The sequence below is a fragment of the Thaumasiovibrio subtropicus genome, from assembly GCF_019703835.1.
Taxonomy (GTDB): domain Bacteria; phylum Pseudomonadota; class Gammaproteobacteria; order Enterobacterales; family Vibrionaceae; genus Thaumasiovibrio; species Thaumasiovibrio subtropicus.
Genome location: NZ_AP023054.1, coordinates 926304 through 942775, shown reverse-complemented (window position 1 = coordinate 942775; position 16472 = coordinate 926304). Strand labels below are relative to the sequence as shown.

Below are 16472 nucleotides of genomic sequence, written 5' to 3'. Positions count from 1 at the left end.
CTGTGACGATGATAACTTTCTGTCATAAATTGATCCAGTTAGGAACCAAAGTGGTGATCAATCTTTACTTTCACCTCATCTCCTTGTGACACAGTTAACGATTCGCCAAACAAATCGTTCTCTTTCGTCCCAACATTGCCGTCGCTATCAATGCGCACTCTAATCAGCATCTCATCTAAATCCGCTAAGCTACGCCCTTGCATCATGCTGTCGCTATTGCGCAGCGGCACCGTAACGGGAAATGCACTTAAGGGTAAGCGCTTCGCCGCCACTGGCATTGGCGCGCCATCAGATGTGTGTGCAGTCACAATCAACGCACCCTGTGTCGGAATGACGACATCTTCACCGAGCTCTACCTGTACCGAGAGTAAAACAGGGTCGCCCGTCATGCTGCTTTGCGCTTGTGCAATACTACGATCGAGCATGACCGCGCGAGGGTCGTTCACATCCAGTTGCGCCCGCATACGGCTCCAAAGCGCAATAGCGGAAAGAAAATCTTGCTGTTCATAGGCATCAAAGGCGGCAAGAGACAGCACTTGTAAGTTGTGCGGTTCACTTTGCAATAGTTGCGACAACATGCGACGTCCGCGCTCAGAGTCAAAGCTATCACCACTGAGCAGCATGGCTTGCGTGAAGCCAAACTGGGTTTCAAATCTCTCAGGGGCAAGACGCAGCGCATTCTCCATCGAACTGGTGGCCATATCGACATCGCGGCTCGCCATTCCGAGTCGCCCTAACAGTAGCCACCCCATCGCATCATTCGGTTTCTCATGTAATCGAGTGCGCAAAGCAAGCGTTAAATCCGCCAACTCTTGATCACTGAGCGGCTGCTCATCTTCCGTCATCAAACGTTGCGAAAGCTCAGGAAGTCGGGCTGCGGTTTCATGCCATGTTGTCACAGCATTAAAACCACCGACCTGCATATAAATGGCGTAACTGGCGACCACGGCGATAAGACTACATCCCCATAACCACGCTTTACCACCACGTTGCGTTTCAGTTTCTTTGCTCCCCTCTGGCACATCATCTAATAAGGTGCGTTGTAGCTCAGTAATCATGGCAGCTTGATCCGCCACCATGCCCTCTTCATTTTCTTCGTTCAATTCGGCGAGTCGATCTTGATACAAGGCCTTATTAAGTGCATCACGATCAGCTTGTGCTGATGAGGCTTTTTGTCGATAAACAGGGATCGCTACCGACAACAATACGATCAGCACCAAAGCCAAACTGGCTATCCAAAATGTCATCATGGTGCACTATCCTCATCGGTATCTTTTAGTAGTCGTTCCAAACGTTGCTTTTCTTCTTCTGCGATTTCAGCGGCTGCTAAGCGCGATCCTCGGCTGCGATACAACACGCTCGCAACACCGATCAAAATGGCAAGTGCTGGCGCGAGCCATAAGATTAGCGTCGCGGGCGTTAGGGGCGGCTCATAAGTCACAAAGTTGCCATAGCGAGCGACCATATAATCAACGATTTCATCTTCGCTCTGTCCTTCTTGCAACATCTCGTAAACCTTTTGACGCAAGTCTTTCGCCAACTCTGCGTTTGAATCACCAATACTGTTGTTTTGACACTTAGGGCAACGTAAGGTCTTGTTCAACTCATGAAAGGTACGCTCTTGATCAACTGACTCGAACGTATAAGCATCAATATTGGCCCACGCCAAAGGATGGCCTAACCACATCACAAAAACAGCGACACACATGGCCTTTAACCCATTGAAGCGATTCATGACTTCGCATCCTCCAACATTTGCTGGTAGATAGGCTGCAGCCTTGACTGCCAGTTCCGCTCATTCACATCACCGACGTGGCGATGACGAATAATGCCATCGGCATCAATTAAGAAAGTCTCAGGTGCGCCATAAACCCCAAGATCGAGCCCCAGCATGCCGTCCCCATCAAATAAACTGATCAAGTAAGGATTCCCTAACTCTTCTAACCAGCCTACCGCTTTATGACGATCATCTTTATAGTTGAGCCCGATGATTTTGACGCCGCTTGCAGCGAGCTGGTTTAGATATTGATGTTCGGCGTAACAGGTAGGGCACCATGTCGCCCAGACGTTCAACAGCAAAGGTTCGCCACGAAAGATGTCTTGCTCATAGGTTTTGCCCTCATGAACAAGATCTTCTAACGTAAAGTTTGGCACGGTTTTTCCAATCAGCACCGATTCCAGTTCTGTGGGATTATTGGGATTTTCGACATTCATCACTAGCTGCACTGCAAAGATGAGCGCCAAAACAAGAAAGCCCACTAAAGGGATATAGAGATAGGCTTTCTTCATGATGACTGCTCCGCAGATTCAAGAGTGACTTTATTTGTCGATTTTGCACGGAATCGATAACGACGATCGCTGATAGCGAGACCACCGCCCAACGCCATAAGCAAAGACCCAGCCCAAATCCAGTTAACAAACGGTTTGTAGTAGATACGTACCGCCCATGCTTCTCCCTCTAAACGCTCACCTAAGGCGATGTAAAGGTCGCGGGCGATGCCACTATCAATCGCGGCTTCCGTCATCATTGAACGTTGTACCGTATAAAAGCGCTTTTCCGCTTCCAGATGTGTCACTGGCTTGCCATTTCGTGTGATATCAAACACACCGAGGTAGCCATCGTAGTTCGGGCCATCATTATCACGTAGTTCAGTGAAGGTAATCTTGTATCCCTCAATCACCATGTTGTCACCCGGAGCCATGCGGACATCACGCTCAATGTCATAATTACTGACTAAGGTAATGCCGATCACCGTAATCGCTAACCCCATGTGTCCCATCACCATCGCCCAATGGCTGCGAGATAGCTTAGTCAGCCCCACGGCAAAATCATGCCGATGTGTCGCTCGCAAGTAGATCTCGTAACTCTGCAGCAAAATGATCCACGTCGCCATCCATAACCCCAGCGCGGCTAACCATGCGAAGCGATCATAAAAAAGGGCAATCGCACCAATGCTAAACGCGACCGATACCATCGCTGTCACTAACATAGGTTTGGCAATGGTCGATAACTTGTCACGTTTCCAACGCAATAGCGGGCTAACCCCCAAAAAGAACGCAAAAGGAATCATCAACCAAGTAAACAAGGTATTAAAGAAAGGTGCCCCGATGGAGACCGAGCCCAAGCCAATTTGCTTGTGCACTAATGGCATTAAGGTACCGACAAACACCACCACTAATGCTGCAACCAGCAACACATTGTTCATCAGTAAGGCATTTTCTCTCGATAAGAGATCGAAACTGCCCTGAGAGCGAATTTTATGCCCTTGGATGGCGTACAAGAGTAAAGAGCCGCCAATCACGACCAGCAAAAAGGCAAGAATAAACATGCCACGTTCTGGATCAGAGGCGAAAGCATGCACAGAGACTAAGACTCCGGAGCGAACCAAAAATGTCCCGAGTAGACTCAATGAAAATGCGCTTAATGCGAGTAATACTGTCCAAGCTTTGAATGTGCCCCGTTTTTCGGTAACAGATAGCGAGTGCATCAAGGCTGTTCCTGCTAGCCATGGCATGAATGACGCATTCTCAACCGGATCCCAGAACCACCAGCCTCCCCAGCCAAGTTCGTAATACGCCCACCAAGAGCCTAACGCGATACCAACAGTTAAAAATGACCAAGCAGCCAGCGTCCAAGGGCGTGACCAGCGAGCCCATGCGGTATCGAGACGTCCAGTCATCAAGGAAGCAATCGCAAAGGCAAACGCGACTGAGAATCCGACATAGCCCATATAGAGCATAGGGGGGTGAATAATCAGGCCGGGGTCTTGTAATAACGGGTTAAGATCGCGCCCATCTACGGGAAAATAAGGCAAAGTCCGTTCGAACGGGTTAGAGGTCATAATGATGAACAACAGGAAACCGACGTTAATCATCCCCATCACAGCCAAGACACGCGCCACCGAAGAGAGTGGCATACCGCGACTAAACAGGGCCACCGCAAAGGTCCACAGCGCTTGAATCAGCACCCAAAGCAGTAATGAGCCTTCATGCGCGCCCCAGACAGCAGTGATTCGATAGTACCAAGGCAGCTGACTGTTCGAGTTATTCGCCACATACGCAACCGTGAAATCGTTCACATAGAAACGATGACAAAGAATCACGAATGAGAGGGCCAGCAAGGCAAACAACACCGCGCTCAACGGTCGGGCGGTGCGCATTAAACCCTCATTCCCATTTTGCGCGCCGACTAGTGGCAACAGGCTGAGCATCATTGACGCCCCTAGCCCGAGAACAAGCGCGAAATGTCCCAGTTCAGCTATCATCACTGGATTCCTTGTAGTTGATCATCACTATACTCTAGTCGAGCGTGGCCACGATCCATGGCTTCTGCGACTTCTGGTGGCATATATTCTTCATCATGTTTAGCCAACACTTCTGTTGCCTCTAACTCGGTAGGCGATATCAACACACCTTGCGCAACAATCCCTTGGCCTTCACGGAACAGATCCGGAAGAATGCCATCGTAAATCACTGTGATTGCCGGACCAACATCCGCGACACCAAAACGGACTTTTAATGACTGTGAATCGCGTACCACACTGTTCTCAACTACCATGCCACCCACACGGATTCGTTGTCCCACAACGGGCTTAGCACCATCCGCTTTGCCTTCCACTATCTCGGTGGGTGTAAAAAAGAGATCCATGTTTTGGTTTAGCGCATAGAGCATCAGACTCACTGAAGCACCGATACCAAATATCAACGCTGATACTAAAAAAAGGCGCTTTTTTCGTCTCGGGTTCATAGCGTATTCTCCATTTGCTTTGCTTCAGCAATTCGCGCGTCTCTCGCTTGTTGTTGGCGGATAAATTGTTTTACTTGTTTGTTTTGATACCAGCTCACTACCACTATTGCACCAAGTGCCAGTAGCGAGCCTCCGACACCGGCCCAGACATAAGGGGCATACCCCCCCATATTGAGAAAATCAGAAAAAGATTCGAAATGCATAGTGACCTCACTTCACCACCGCTTGCGCCCAAGGACGGCGAGCTTCATGACGGAGAATTTGGCTACGAAAACGCATTAAGGTCACCGCAGCAAAGAAAAAGGCAAACCCCAAGATATTGATGAGCAATGGCCACAACATACGTGTATCCATCGAGGGCTTTTCAAATTTGGTGATCGTCGCGCCTTGGTGCAAGGTGTTCCACCACTCCACCGAGAAGTGAATAATCGGTAAATTCACCACGCCGACAATGGCAAGAATACCGGCGGCTTTCGCTGCGGTTTTGTGATCGCTAAACGCGTTGTACAGCGCCATGACACCGATATAGAGGAATAAAAGAATCAGTTCAGACGTTAATCTCGCGTCCCAAACCCACCAAGTTCCCCACATCGGTTTCCCCCATACTGCACCAGTAAACAGCGCTATCGCGGTAAACACTGCACCGACTGGCGCCATTGCAGAGGCGGCATAATCTGAAAGCTTGATCTGCCACACCAATCCAATGAACGCAGCTATCGCCATTGAAAGGTAAGCACCCATAGACCAAATGGCCGCGGGGACATGAAAGTAAATGAGCCGAAAGCTATCACCCTGTTGGTAATCAGTAGGCGCATAAGCTAGGCCCCATATCGAGCCCGTAAAAAGTAAGATCAATGCTGTCACAGAAAACCAGGGAAGCAAGGTTCCTGCAAGCTGATAACTTTTCTCCGCCTTTGCGTAAGGGTGTAACCATTTCCACATGACGTTGTTTCCTTTATTGCACGCTAACTCGCAATGCCGCTGCAATTGCAAACGGAGTCAGAGTCGTTGCTGCTACCAACATGGCACCAAGCATTGCAAGTTGTCCTTGATATCCCATACCTAAGCTGGCCGCATCAATTGCCGCGGTTGCAAAGATAAGTACAGGAATAAACAGAGGTAGGATTAATAAGCTTAGCAAAACCCCACCTTTCTGGAGTCCAACCGTCAGGGCGACACCTATCGCACCTAACAGGCTCAAAGTGGGAGACCCTAAAAGTAAGGTCAAGACCACCGCAAGCCAGACATCCATAGAGAGTGACAACAAAAGGGCAAGTAAAGGGCTGACAATGATCAAGGGCAAGCCAGTCAATAGCCAATGTGCAAACACTTTTGCCAGTGCGAGCAAAGGCAAAGGCGTCGATTGCAACATCATCTGCTCTAGCGAACCATCGAGATAATCGTCTTTAAAGAGGCGCTCTAGCGCCAATAGTGAGGAAAGTAATGCCGCTACCCAGATGATACCTGGCGCAATCCGCGCCAACAAATTGGGTTCCGGCCCTACTGCAAGCGGGAATAAACTGATCACCAAAATGAAAAACCACAACGGGTTTGACACATCGGTTTTGCGCCTTAACGCGATGGTCAGTTCACGACGAATAAGTAAGCCTAGTTGCTTCACTGAGTCGCTCCCAACACAATGCGCCGTAGCGTGCTATTCCCTTGAAAAAGATCCTGATGACTCGTCAGTATGATACTGCCACCGCGCTGAGCATGGTCTAAAAAAAGCGTTTCCAACACAGAGATGCCACGCTTATCAATCGCCGTTAACGGTTCATCGAGGATCCACAATGCATGTTCACTTAACCACAAACGCGCCAATGCGATACGACGTTGCTGCCCAGCAGAAAGATGGCTTGCCAGCACATCTTCATACCCCGCGAGACCCACGCGCAATATCGCATCCAAAATAGACGCATCATCAGTTTTACTCGACGGAGAAATTTGTGCATAGAAACGTAGGTTTTCGAGCACAGAAAGATCGCGTTTCACGCCCGTTTGATGGCCGAGAAACAGCAGCGAGTGATGGTACTCATCACGCACTGTTCGAATGGGCTCACCATGCCAGAGTATCTCGCCCTCATCTTGACTAAGTAATCCTGTCAAGATGCGTAACAGCGATGTTTTCCCTGAGCCGTTTGGGCCTTCTATCTGAACTAGCTCTCCTTCTTTTACCTGAAAGGAAAGATCAGCAAACAACACCCTATCATCCCTAACGCAGGTAACCTGCCGAGCAGTCAACATTACCCCTTACTTCCTTAATGTTTTTATCGTTGTCGTGGCAATGGTACCACAAGGATTTTTACTTTGGTTAGCGGATACCGCTTACAATCAACACCAATACGTTAATAAATGTTATACACATTTTTTAACAGCCATGATAAATAGACCATACAGTACAAAACCGCCCCCCTATCCTTATCACTAAGCTGCAAGATATTGTTTTATAAGTCTAGTGACCCAATTCATAGATTCACAATATAGCGTCATCACGACCATTCAAGTTGCGAATAATGTGAACTCCAACCACAACATTAACAATTTAAAAACAACACAGTCCTCTGCCAGCTATCGCAAGTGCCGGTTTAACAACTTGGGCGTTAATGACCTCGAAAGGACTGCCAGACCTCGATATACTCAAGAAAGCACGATGAAAAACGAAGGAGCGAATGATGAAGTTGCCCCCGATCTCCCCCGGTCATGACACGCCCAAAATAGTGCACAGCAAAGACTCGTCGCTCTCATCGCCACTGCTTTCAAAACTGATGCCGATAGTATCGAGTCAGACGATGCCACAGTTGATCAACCTATTGCGACTAACACCGTTACTCCCTCTGTTAAGCAGCCAGCTCCAATCAGCGCCCAAAGAGATCCAACAGTTGCTCTCGCAACTATTTTTGCAACTACCTCAACAGGGCACGCCCTTTTCTCCTCAGCAGCAAGCTCAGGTATTATCGCAACTGATCACACAGCTCAAGTCACCAGATAGTGCGCTACACCTTTGGTTACGCAACAATAACCAAGACCCAGAATCTCTACTTACTGTTGTGCGATTGGTCGCAGAGCAACACGTCAGCTTACTGCGCCAACCCCTCGACGAACCTTTCTTACTGTTTGTTTGGGAGCAAAAACAACCGCTCAAGGTGCGGGTTAAAAAACGGACCACGAAACAGCAAGGCCGACAGCAGCGCCAGGTTTGGGAAATATGGGTGCACTTGCCTGTTGCAGACACTTGGATAGAGGCACAAGTGTTATGGCAAGACGGACAGACCGCCATTCATACCTATACCGACTCTGAAAAGCTACAGTCTCAACTCGAACTGGCCGGAAAGCTGATGACCAAGCGCCTTTCCCAGCAAGGCATTACAATGACAGAATGGCAGTGCCATTCGAGTGAGCATTCTCACTTCGACGTTCACGCTCAAACGGGGTTATCGATAAAAGTATGAAGAAAGCCATTTCGCTAAAATATCAACACAATGCGCCTACGGTTACCGCTAAAGGCTATGACGAACTAGCGGAAAAAATGCTTTCCGAAGCAAGAATACAAGGAAAGCTGGTTCATGAAGATGAGCAATTAATGCGCTGGTTGGAAAATCTCGATATTGGTGAAGAGATTCCTGCGGAGGTATATATAGTTATCGCCGAGCTCATCTCATTAAGCTGGTATTTAGAAGGAAAAAACCCTCCAGGATGGGAGGGTGTCAATGCTCTGGTCTGATAAATTCACGCTGTTCAGCGACGACGAGTCATCTTTTGCTGGAGACTCAATAGAAGTTCAGCTTCCGCTTTAGGTAACTCACACTCTTCCATCAGCTCTTCAATATCAGCACCAAGCTCAACCATACGGCTCGCTCGGGAATACAGCTTATTATCAGGATCTTGCTGCATCACAATCTCCCCTTGCCGATCTTCAAGCATATCTAAGTGCTGCCCCATATCAGCGAGCTTCTGGCTCATCCCTATGGTGCCAGCACGAAGCTCATTGAACTGCTTCGCCAAACTTTCTTGTTGTTGACGCGCTGATTTCAGCACTGTCTCAACCGCAGATAAACGTTTTTCAGCTGCTAAGCGCGCAGCCTTTTCTCGCCGTAAAAGGATAGCAGTCACCACAGTGACAGCTATCAACACGACAAGAGGCACCCATTGTAAAATCAGTGCCAGCATTACAAGTAAGCCATTTCATCCCACTCTTCATCAGAGAGGAGCTTATTCAGGTCAACCAAAATAAGAAGTTCACCATCGCGGTTTGAGACGCCTTGGATATACTTAGAGCTCTCATCGGTACCCACACTTGGTGTCGTATCAATCTCTGATGTTTTCAGGTAGACCACTTCAGCCACGCTATCAACGAGGATACCAATCACCTGTTTCTCGGCTTCGATAACCACAATTCGCGTGTTATCTGTCGTTTCACCTTGCAAGACACCAAAACGGGCACGGGTATCAATAACGGTCACGACATTACCGCGAAGATTGATAATACCCAACACATAATCTGGCGCACCAGGCACAGGAGCAATCTCGGTGTAACGAAGCACTTCACGAACCTGCATTACATTAATGCCGTAGGTCTCTTCTTCCAGCTTGAAAGTCACCCACTGTAATACTTGATCATTGCCATCTTCACTTTTGACTTCAGCGACAGTTGTAACCTGTGACATGCTATATCCTCTTCTTTATCATCACGCCATGGCTTTAACATCTAAACCGGCGTTAAGCATAGCTATCAGGGCCTCAACGTGAATTAAGGCACACATTTTTTCTTTAACCATTCCTGCTAGCCAAGGCCGTTTTCCTGCCTGCTCTCGCCAACGGATATTATTTCCAGTTAGCGTTTGCGTTCCTTGTAACGCATCACAAGCCATGCCCCAACGGCTAGCACCTAACATAACTATATAACTATAGTTTTCTTTGTATTCATCACCTATAAGCATATCAGGCATTGCCCAATATGCCGTGTCTACAACATCAAATTGTTGATTACGGGTCGTGTGCAAACCCAAATACCAAGGTGGCTTACCCGGTAAATTGTTTAACTGCTCTAATCGATGGATACCACCTAATTGTGCCAGTGGAACCGCGAAAGTGACATCGTTAACCTCAAAAAACAGCACTTGGAAATCGCCATCTGGCTGAATATTATCCCATTTTGCTGGAGGGGCAGCATTTTGCGTCTCTAACTCGACCGCTGTTTCAGTGTCGGTTTCGGGCTCATTCACTGCCGTATCGATATCAACATCAGGGGCGGCGTAAGCGGTAGTGGCAGGCGTATCAACTAGCGCCTCGACGACAGGTTGAGGTTCTGCAATTTCGACGGCGGGTTCAACAACCGCGATCTCAGGCTCAGCAACCGCCTCTTCCTCTAAAGCTTGATGAATTTCATCAAGTTGCTGATTGAATGCTCTCGCTTCGGCTAAAGCTTCAAGCCGCGCCACTTCCGCAAATTGCGCTTCTAGATCAGCTTCGTCTTCATGGTCATCAACGTACGTCGATGTCTGCATCTCGACAGCCGTTTCGACCTCAACCTCTCGCTCAACGTTGTCTGCCTCGGCTAACTCGAGTTCTTCAGAAACCTCTAATTCAATGTCAGTTTGCGCTGATTCCAGTTGCCCAAGCAGACGTTCTACTTCGGATAGGTCAAAATCAAGAAGCTCAACGTCAGGTTGCACCTCGTCTTCGGCTTCCGCTAATTTCGGTTGAGGTTGATAATGAAGTTCAAACTCATCTTGCTCGTCTTCTTGAATAGACAAGTCTTGCTCACTAAATGGCTCAACTTGGTCATCGACAAGATGAGGCGCAGCTTCACTATCATCCGCTTCAGCTAGCATCTGGCTTACGTCACTATCGGCAACCACTTCTTGCTCTGAAGACTCAAACTCACCCGCCTCAAATTCACTCGGTGTTAAGTCGTCTGGTAATGCAGTCTCTACACTAATCTCTGCATCTGTGCCTGCCTCAACATGGCTAATCTCTACCTCAACATCACTGTCAAACGCCTCTTCTAGCGCTTCTAGCTGCTGTTCGAGGGTTAAAGGCGCAGTGATCTCTTCGCCCGCACCATGAGGAACAGCAATGTCTTCCGGCTCAGCAAAAGGCGCGGACTCGGACGCTGGTTTGGATTCAGTTTCTTGCGGAGGGATCCAATTGTGCGTGACATACGCACTGGAAGGCATCGTAAACTGTTGACTGACGTGGATATCCTGACCGCGAAACGCACTCTTCTCTTCCTCAACATGTTCGTCAAGGAGATCGGTGAAATAGTCTTCTAGCGCTTGCTCGCTAGATAAACGATGGTTAGCGGTCATCTTGATCTAAGCGTCTCAGATAATTTAATAGTGTTTTGTATGCGAACACGCCTCGGCTACCTTTGGCATACATGGAGGGCGGCATATGTTTTAAACTCGCATCTCTAAATTTGGTATCAATTGGAATTGCCGACGCCCATACTTTTTCAGGATAGCGTGTTTTAAGCTCTTGTAACGTCTGCATTGATGCTTTTGTGCGCTTATCGTACATGGTAGGTACGATACACACTTTGAAAGGCGAACTTCGTGACTTTTGCATGATCTGCAAGGTACGAATCATGCGTTCAAGCCCTTTCATCGCCAAAAATTCAGTTTGTACGGGAATCAATATACGGTCGCTAGATGCCAGCGCATTGACCATCATCACCCCTAGTATTGGCGGGCAGTCAATCAGGACATAATCATAATGCTCTCGGATCGACAATAACGCCTTCTTCAATATCAATCCCATACCACCACGGTTACCCATTACGCGATCTAAGGTTGCCAATGACATGTGCGCAGGAATGATATCAATACCCTCGTAAGCGGTCGGCATAACGATAGGCTTCACGGTTGATTCGGTAATATCTGTTAACTGAAAAAGGTCAAAAAGACTTGCTGATACCGTTTCAGTATCGATATTAAGATAGGTTGTGAGAGAGGCATGAGGATCGGTATCGACAAGTAATACACGAGCCCCACGTTCGCACAATAGGCCGGCCAGAGAGACAGTTGTTGTGGTTTTACCGACACCACCTTTTTGGTTGGCTATACTCCAAACTATCACTCCCGCTCCTTACTGCATGCCAAGTTCAACTAAAATTCGCTCCGCAATACGCTCAAGTGGCAAGTCTTCCGTCGACAACCCGGCTTTAGCGACTGCTTGAGGCATACCATATACCACACAGCTGTCTTCATCCTGTGCCCAAATCGTTGCACCTTGATCTTTCAACATCCGAGAGCCTTCACGGCCATCCGCTCCCATGCCCGTCAGTACCATCGATAGTACGCTACTGCCATAGGTCTTTGCCGCAGAACCAAATGTAACGTCTACGCACGGTTTATAATTCATTCGATCACCGCCATCGAGAATTTTCAATCTCGATGCTGGCCCTCGGCCGTCTAGCATCATCTGTTTACCGCCCGGGGCCAGATAAGCATTACCCGGTTGTAACACATCACCATCCTCTGCTTCTTTCACGGAAATCTTACAGAGTGAATTGAGGCGAGAGGCAAATGCAGCGGTAAAAGTCGCTGGCATGTGTTGTACCAACACTATCGGCAAAGGGAAATTCGCCGGTAACTTCGTCAATATCTTTTGTAACGCCACGGGCCCACCCGTCGATGTACCAATGGCAACTAACTTGTACTTCTTACCCGTTGCTTTGAAGCGGCCTATTGACGCTGATCTTACAGGCGCAGTTGGTTTCGCCGTTGGCGCTACCGATCTTGTCCCAGTCTCTCGCGTTGCGGGACGTGCGGGCTCTGGCGCACGCGGGGTAATAGCTGGGCGACGCATGAACGCACGTTTGCGCGACAGTTCCGACACCCGTTGCTGTAGCAGGCTTACTGCTTCGTCACGATTGCGAGCGATATCTTCAAACTTCTTCGGAAGAAAATCGAGCGCACCAGCATCAAGGGCATCAAGCGTCGCTTTTGCTCCATCATGGGTTAGCGACGAAAACATCAAAATCGGCGTAGGAGACGCTTTCATGATCTCACGGACAGCAGTGATGCCATCCATAACGGGCATCTCAATATCCATGGTGATGACATCAGGCTTCAGTGACTTTGCTTTCTCAACAGCTTCTTTGCCGTTAACAGCAATATCAATGACCTCAAGGCGAGGATCACTATTAATGATTTCGCTAACTCGGCGGCGGAAGAAACTAGAGTCATCCACCACCAATACTTTTACTGCCATGTAATTACTCTTGTTATCCGCTTAAACGCGACCAGCGTAGCGTTTCAATAGATTTGGCACGTCGAGGATAAGGGCGATATGACCATCACTTGTGATAGTCGCGCCTGCCATACCTGGCGTACCTTGCAGCAAGTTATCAAGCGGCTTAATCACCACCTCTTCTTGGCCAATCAAGGTATCAACGACAAAACCAATACGCTGATGACCAATATGGACGATAACAACGTGCCCTTTGCTACGATCATTCTTAGGTTTATTCGGTGCAATGAGCCAATCTTGGAGATAGAAAAGCGGAATCGCTTTCTCACGTACTATGATCGTTTGTTGACCATCGACAACGTTCGTTTTCGTCAAATCAAGGTTGAATATTTCACTGACACTGGCGAGCGGTAGAGCAAATGGTTGCTCTGAGACACCAATCATCAAGGTTGGCAAGATAGCTAACGTCAATGGCACCTTAATATCGATACGCGTGCCTTTGCCCAGCTCTGAATCAATGCTAATCGAACCATTAAGCTGATTAATCGTGGTTTTCACCACATCCATGCCGACACCGCGTCCAGAGATATCGGAGATATCTTTTTTGGTCGAGAAACCCGGGGCAAATATAAGGTTAAACGCTTCGGTATCAGACAATCGAGAAGCCGCTTCTGCGTCCATGACGCCACGCTCTACGGCAATACCTTTCAGCTTTTCTGGGTCCATACCACCACCATCATCTTCAATGGTCAGTAGGATATGGTCACCTTCTTGCGATGCACCAAGCAACACGGTACCAATACGTGGCTTACCGTTACTCTCACGTACATCAGGCATCTCAATACCGTGATCGACAGAGTTGCGCACTAAGTGAACCAAAGGATCAGCCAACGCCTCGACAAGGTTTTTGTCAAGATCGGTGTCTTCCCCTTTCATTTCCAGCACAATCTCTTTCTTCAAGCTTCGCGCTAAGTCACGAACGACACGAGGGAAACGGCCAAAAACTTTCTTGATCGGCTGCATGCGCGTCTTCATGACAGCGCCTTGCAGGTCGGCAGTCACCACATCCAATGTCGCAGTCGCTTTCGACATCTCTTCGTCGTTGGTGTTAAGGCCAAGACTCACGAGTCGGTTACGCACCAAGACGAGTTCACCCACCATGTTCATGATGGTATCGAGTGTTGACGTATCAACACGCACCGTTGCTTCTTGTTGAACGGGCTTATTGGCTGGTGCATTGCGCTCTGCTTTTGCCGGCGGAGCAGCTTTTTTCGCCGCAACTGGCGGCGCTTTTTGCGGTTCAGGCGCAGGCTTTGGTGCGGGTTTAGGCGTAGGTGCTACGGCAGCCGGGGCAGGTTTAGGAGCTGCTGGTTTAGGCGCCGGCTTTGCAGGTACAGGCTCGGCCGGACGCGTTGCAAAGTCTAGCTCTTCTGCACTCGGCCCCGGCGCATTGCCGTTACCATGCAGTTCATCTAACAGACGCTCAAACTCGTCGTCTGTCATTAAATCATCACCGCTTCCTGATGCTGCAGGCGCAGCGGGTGGAGGCGTTGGTGTCGCAGCAACCGGTGGAGGTGTCGGCGCATCATTTTCACCCGGCCCCTTACCATTGCCATGCAACTCATCTAACAAGCGCTCGAATTCATCATCGGTAATATCACCCGACTCTGCTTTAATTTGATCAACTACACTGCCTTCAGGCTGCGCAGCAGGTGCAGACGTCGTACCTGCACTTGGGCTGCCGCCAGAACCATGAAGTTCGTCCAACAAGCGTTCGAACTCATCTTCGGTAATCTCATCAACAGAGTTGCCTTCAATCGCTGCACTCGCCGCTGGCTCGGGTACAACTGGGGCCTCTACGACCGGTTCAGGCTCAACCACTGGCGCTTCGATCACTTCAGGTTCAGCCACTTCACCCGCGAGCTCTTCTGCCGTCGGCGGTTGGCTTAAGCGGTGTAAAGCATCGAGAAGTTCTTGATCAGCCGCTTCCAACGGTTCGCGATTTTGAACATGGCCAAACATTTCATTGACCGTATCAAGCGCTTGTAAGATGACATCCATCAAATCAGGTGTCAGCTCTCGCTTATTCGTTCTTAATAAATCGAAGATATTTTCTGCGCCGTGACAGACATCGACAAGTTCTGTCAGAGAAAGGAAACCTGCGCCGCCTTTAACCGTGTGGAATCCTCGGAAGATAGCATTGAGCAGATCAATATCGTCTGGGCTTCGCTCCAGATCGACGAGTTGTTCTGAGAGTAACTCAAGAATTTCGCCAGCTTCAATCAGGAAGTCCTGAAGGATATCTTCATCTAAATCAAAACTCATAAATTATCCTCTAAAAGCCCAGGCTGGATAGCAGATCGTCCACATCATCTTGGGATTCAACCACGTCATCGCGTTGTGATGAATCAATGATGGGACCTTCTGGCGCAGTCGTTGCTTTTTTCTGTTCAGTCGGGGAAATAACCGCTTGAGCTTGGGCTTCATCCAAACCGAAGGCTCGGAGAATCTCTACCAATTGCTCTTCTACTTCCTTGACTAAGTCAATCACTCGACGAATAACCTGTCCGGTCAAATCTTGGAAATCCTGCGCCATCAAAATATCGGTCAGTTGGGTTCGTAACTCACCACCATCTTGCTCAACCTGTTGCAATAACTGATCGATAGTATGGCACAAGGCTTTGAACTCATTGAGTTCAATACGTCCACCCATCAACTTGTCCCACTCAGGGCGGACTTGCTGAAGATGATCGACAAGGCGATCGGCTATCGGAAACGTCTCTTCCACGGCATCCATGGTTTTGTTCGCCGCAACTTCCGTTTTCTCGATAACATATGTTAAGCGATCACGTGCATCAGGGATCTCTGATGTCGCTAAATCGCTAATACGTGGGTCAAGTTGGAAGTTGGTTAAAGAGTCGTGAAGTTGGCGGGTCAGTTTCCCCACTTCCTCAAAGATAGGCTGACGAGTGTCATGAACCCACTGGCCAACCAGCGCGTCAGCTTCCTCTTGGCGCCCATCTTCTAACAGGGTTACAAGCTCTTTGGCCTGGTCGAGTGATACCATTGTTATAATTATCCCTAATTCACAAACGCAGCTAAGTTACTGAATACGTTCGAAGATCTTATCCAGCTTTTCTTTAAGCGTTGCGGCTGTAAATGGTTTAACAATGTATCCATTCACACCTGCTTGCGCAGCTTCAATGATCTGCTCACGCTTCGCTTCCGCTGTGATCATCAGCACAGGTAGGTGCTTCAGCTCATCATCGGCACGGATGTGCTTGAGAAGGTCAATTCCTTGCATTCCAGGCATATTCCAGTCAGTCACGACAAAGTCGAACTCACCTTTCTTAAGCATTGGAAGTGCAGTCAATCCATCATCCGCCTCTTGCGTATTGTTGAAACCAAGGTCTCGAAGCAGGTTCTTCACAATTCGGCGCATTGTTGAAAAATCGTCAACAATGAGGATTTTCATGTTTTTATTCAAAGTTGCCTCCACTGAGGTCCCAGTGTTACTAAAAGTTCAAAGAAA

19 protein-coding genes are annotated in these 16472 nt (G+C 48.6%); 2 read left to right on the top strand and 17 right to left on the bottom strand.

The features are described 5' to 3' along the window. Positions 1 to 38 precede the first annotated feature (38 nt). The 9 genes from ccmI to ccmA are packed head-to-tail and all read right to left on the bottom strand — an operon-like array spanning position 39 to position 6991. Entirely contained in the window at positions 39 to 1250 is a 1212-nt protein-coding gene (gene ccmI, locus TSUB_RS04490; RefSeq protein WP_087021429.1) for a c-type cytochrome biogenesis protein CcmI, read from the bottom strand. Continuing rightward, positions 1247 to 1735, bottom strand: a complete 489-nt coding sequence (locus TSUB_RS04485; RefSeq protein WP_414718364.1) for a cytochrome c-type biogenesis protein — start codon at positions 1733 to 1735, stop codon at positions 1247 to 1249. The genes ccmI and TSUB_RS04485 overlap by 4 nt, the downstream gene beginning before the upstream one ends. Beyond that, complete coding sequence (locus TSUB_RS04480) at positions 1732 to 2289, bottom strand: DsbE family thiol:disulfide interchange protein (RefSeq protein WP_087021432.1); 558 nt, start codon at positions 2287 to 2289, stop codon at positions 1732 to 1734. The genes TSUB_RS04485 and TSUB_RS04480 overlap by 4 nt, the downstream gene beginning before the upstream one ends. Continuing rightward, on the bottom strand, positions 2286 to 4265 hold the full coding sequence (locus TSUB_RS04475) for a heme lyase CcmF/NrfE family subunit (RefSeq protein WP_087021436.1): 1980 nt from the start codon (positions 4263 to 4265) through the stop codon (positions 2286 to 2288). Before TSUB_RS04475 ends, TSUB_RS04480 begins: the two co-directional genes overlap by 4 nt. Further along, entirely contained in the window at positions 4265 to 4747 is a 483-nt protein-coding gene (ccmE, locus tag TSUB_RS04470; protein ID WP_087021439.1) for a cytochrome c maturation protein CcmE, read from the bottom strand. The genes TSUB_RS04475 and ccmE overlap by 1 nt, the downstream gene beginning before the upstream one ends. Then, positions 4744 to 4950, bottom strand: coding sequence for a heme exporter protein CcmD (ccmD, locus tag TSUB_RS04465; RefSeq protein ID WP_087021442.1), 207 nt, complete (start codon positions 4948 to 4950; stop codon positions 4744 to 4746). Before ccmD ends, ccmE begins: the two co-directional genes overlap by 4 nt. Positions 4951 to 4957: 7 nt before the next feature. Then, on the bottom strand, positions 4958 to 5689 hold the full coding sequence (locus tag TSUB_RS04460; protein WP_087021445.1) for a heme ABC transporter permease: 732 nt from the start codon (positions 5687 to 5689) through the stop codon (positions 4958 to 4960). Between the two features lie 13 nt (positions 5690 to 5702). Further along, positions 5703 to 6368 (bottom strand): heme exporter protein CcmB, encoded by a 666-nt coding sequence (gene ccmB, locus TSUB_RS04455; RefSeq protein WP_087021447.1) that lies wholly within the window; start codon positions 6366 to 6368, stop codon positions 5703 to 5705. Then, a complete protein-coding gene (ccmA, locus tag TSUB_RS04450) occupies positions 6365 to 6991 on the bottom strand; it encodes a cytochrome c biogenesis heme-transporting ATPase CcmA (protein WP_087021451.1) in 627 nt (208 codons plus the stop codon). The genes ccmB and ccmA overlap by 4 nt, the downstream gene beginning before the upstream one ends. A 425-nt stretch (positions 6992 to 7416) precedes the next feature. Here ccmA and TSUB_RS04445 point away from each other — a divergent pair, with 425 nt between their 5' ends. Both TSUB_RS04445 and TSUB_RS04440 read left to right on the top strand, forming a co-directional pair. Beyond that, a complete protein-coding gene (locus TSUB_RS04445; protein WP_221274560.1) occupies positions 7417 to 8196 on the top strand; it encodes a hypothetical protein in 780 nt (259 codons plus the stop codon). Next, complete coding sequence (locus tag TSUB_RS04440) at positions 8193 to 8468, top strand: EscU/YscU/HrcU family type III secretion system export apparatus switch protein (protein WP_202819756.1); 276 nt, start codon at positions 8193 to 8195, stop codon at positions 8466 to 8468. The genes TSUB_RS04445 and TSUB_RS04440 overlap by 4 nt, the downstream gene beginning before the upstream one ends. 14 nt (positions 8469 to 8482) lie before the next feature. Here the strand turns inward: TSUB_RS04440 and TSUB_RS04435 are convergent, their stop codons facing one another. From TSUB_RS04435 to cheY, 8 genes are read right to left on the bottom strand one after another with little or no spacing between them, the layout of a single operon-like run. Continuing rightward, a complete protein-coding gene (locus TSUB_RS04435) occupies positions 8483 to 8914 on the bottom strand; it encodes a DUF2802 domain-containing protein (RefSeq protein WP_087021460.1) in 432 nt (143 codons plus the stop codon). Further along, complete coding sequence (locus TSUB_RS04430; RefSeq protein WP_087021465.1) at positions 8914 to 9411, bottom strand: chemotaxis protein CheW; 498 nt, start codon at positions 9409 to 9411, stop codon at positions 8914 to 8916. The genes TSUB_RS04435 and TSUB_RS04430 overlap by 1 nt, the downstream gene beginning before the upstream one ends. 21 nt (positions 9412 to 9432) lie before the next feature. Next, positions 9433 to 11055, bottom strand: a complete 1623-nt coding sequence (locus TSUB_RS04425; RefSeq protein ID WP_246616403.1) for a chemotaxis protein CheW — start codon at positions 11053 to 11055, stop codon at positions 9433 to 9435. After that, entirely contained in the window at positions 11045 to 11824 is a 780-nt protein-coding gene (locus tag TSUB_RS04420) for a ParA family protein (RefSeq protein WP_087021468.1), read from the bottom strand. Before TSUB_RS04420 ends, TSUB_RS04425 begins: the two co-directional genes overlap by 11 nt. A 9-nt stretch (positions 11825 to 11833) precedes the next feature. Further along, the gene (locus tag TSUB_RS04415; protein ID WP_087021470.1) at positions 11834 to 12961 is read right to left on the bottom strand and encodes a protein-glutamate methylesterase/protein-glutamine glutaminase; all 1128 of its coding nucleotides are present in this window, start codon (positions 12959 to 12961) and stop codon (positions 11834 to 11836) included. A gap of 21 nt (positions 12962 to 12982) precedes the next feature. After that, a complete protein-coding gene (locus TSUB_RS04410) occupies positions 12983 to 15265 on the bottom strand; it encodes a chemotaxis protein CheA (RefSeq protein ID WP_087021473.1) in 2283 nt (760 codons plus the stop codon). A gap of 10 nt (positions 15266 to 15275) precedes the next feature. Beyond that, the gene (locus TSUB_RS04405; RefSeq protein ID WP_087021476.1) at positions 15276 to 16007 is read right to left on the bottom strand and encodes a protein phosphatase CheZ; all 732 of its coding nucleotides are present in this window, start codon (positions 16005 to 16007) and stop codon (positions 15276 to 15278) included. Between the two features lie 36 nt (positions 16008 to 16043). Further along, the gene (gene cheY / locus TSUB_RS04400) at positions 16044 to 16415 is read right to left on the bottom strand and encodes a chemotaxis response regulator CheY (RefSeq protein ID WP_087021478.1); all 372 of its coding nucleotides are present in this window, start codon (positions 16413 to 16415) and stop codon (positions 16044 to 16046) included. Positions 16416 to 16472 lie beyond the last annotated feature (57 nt).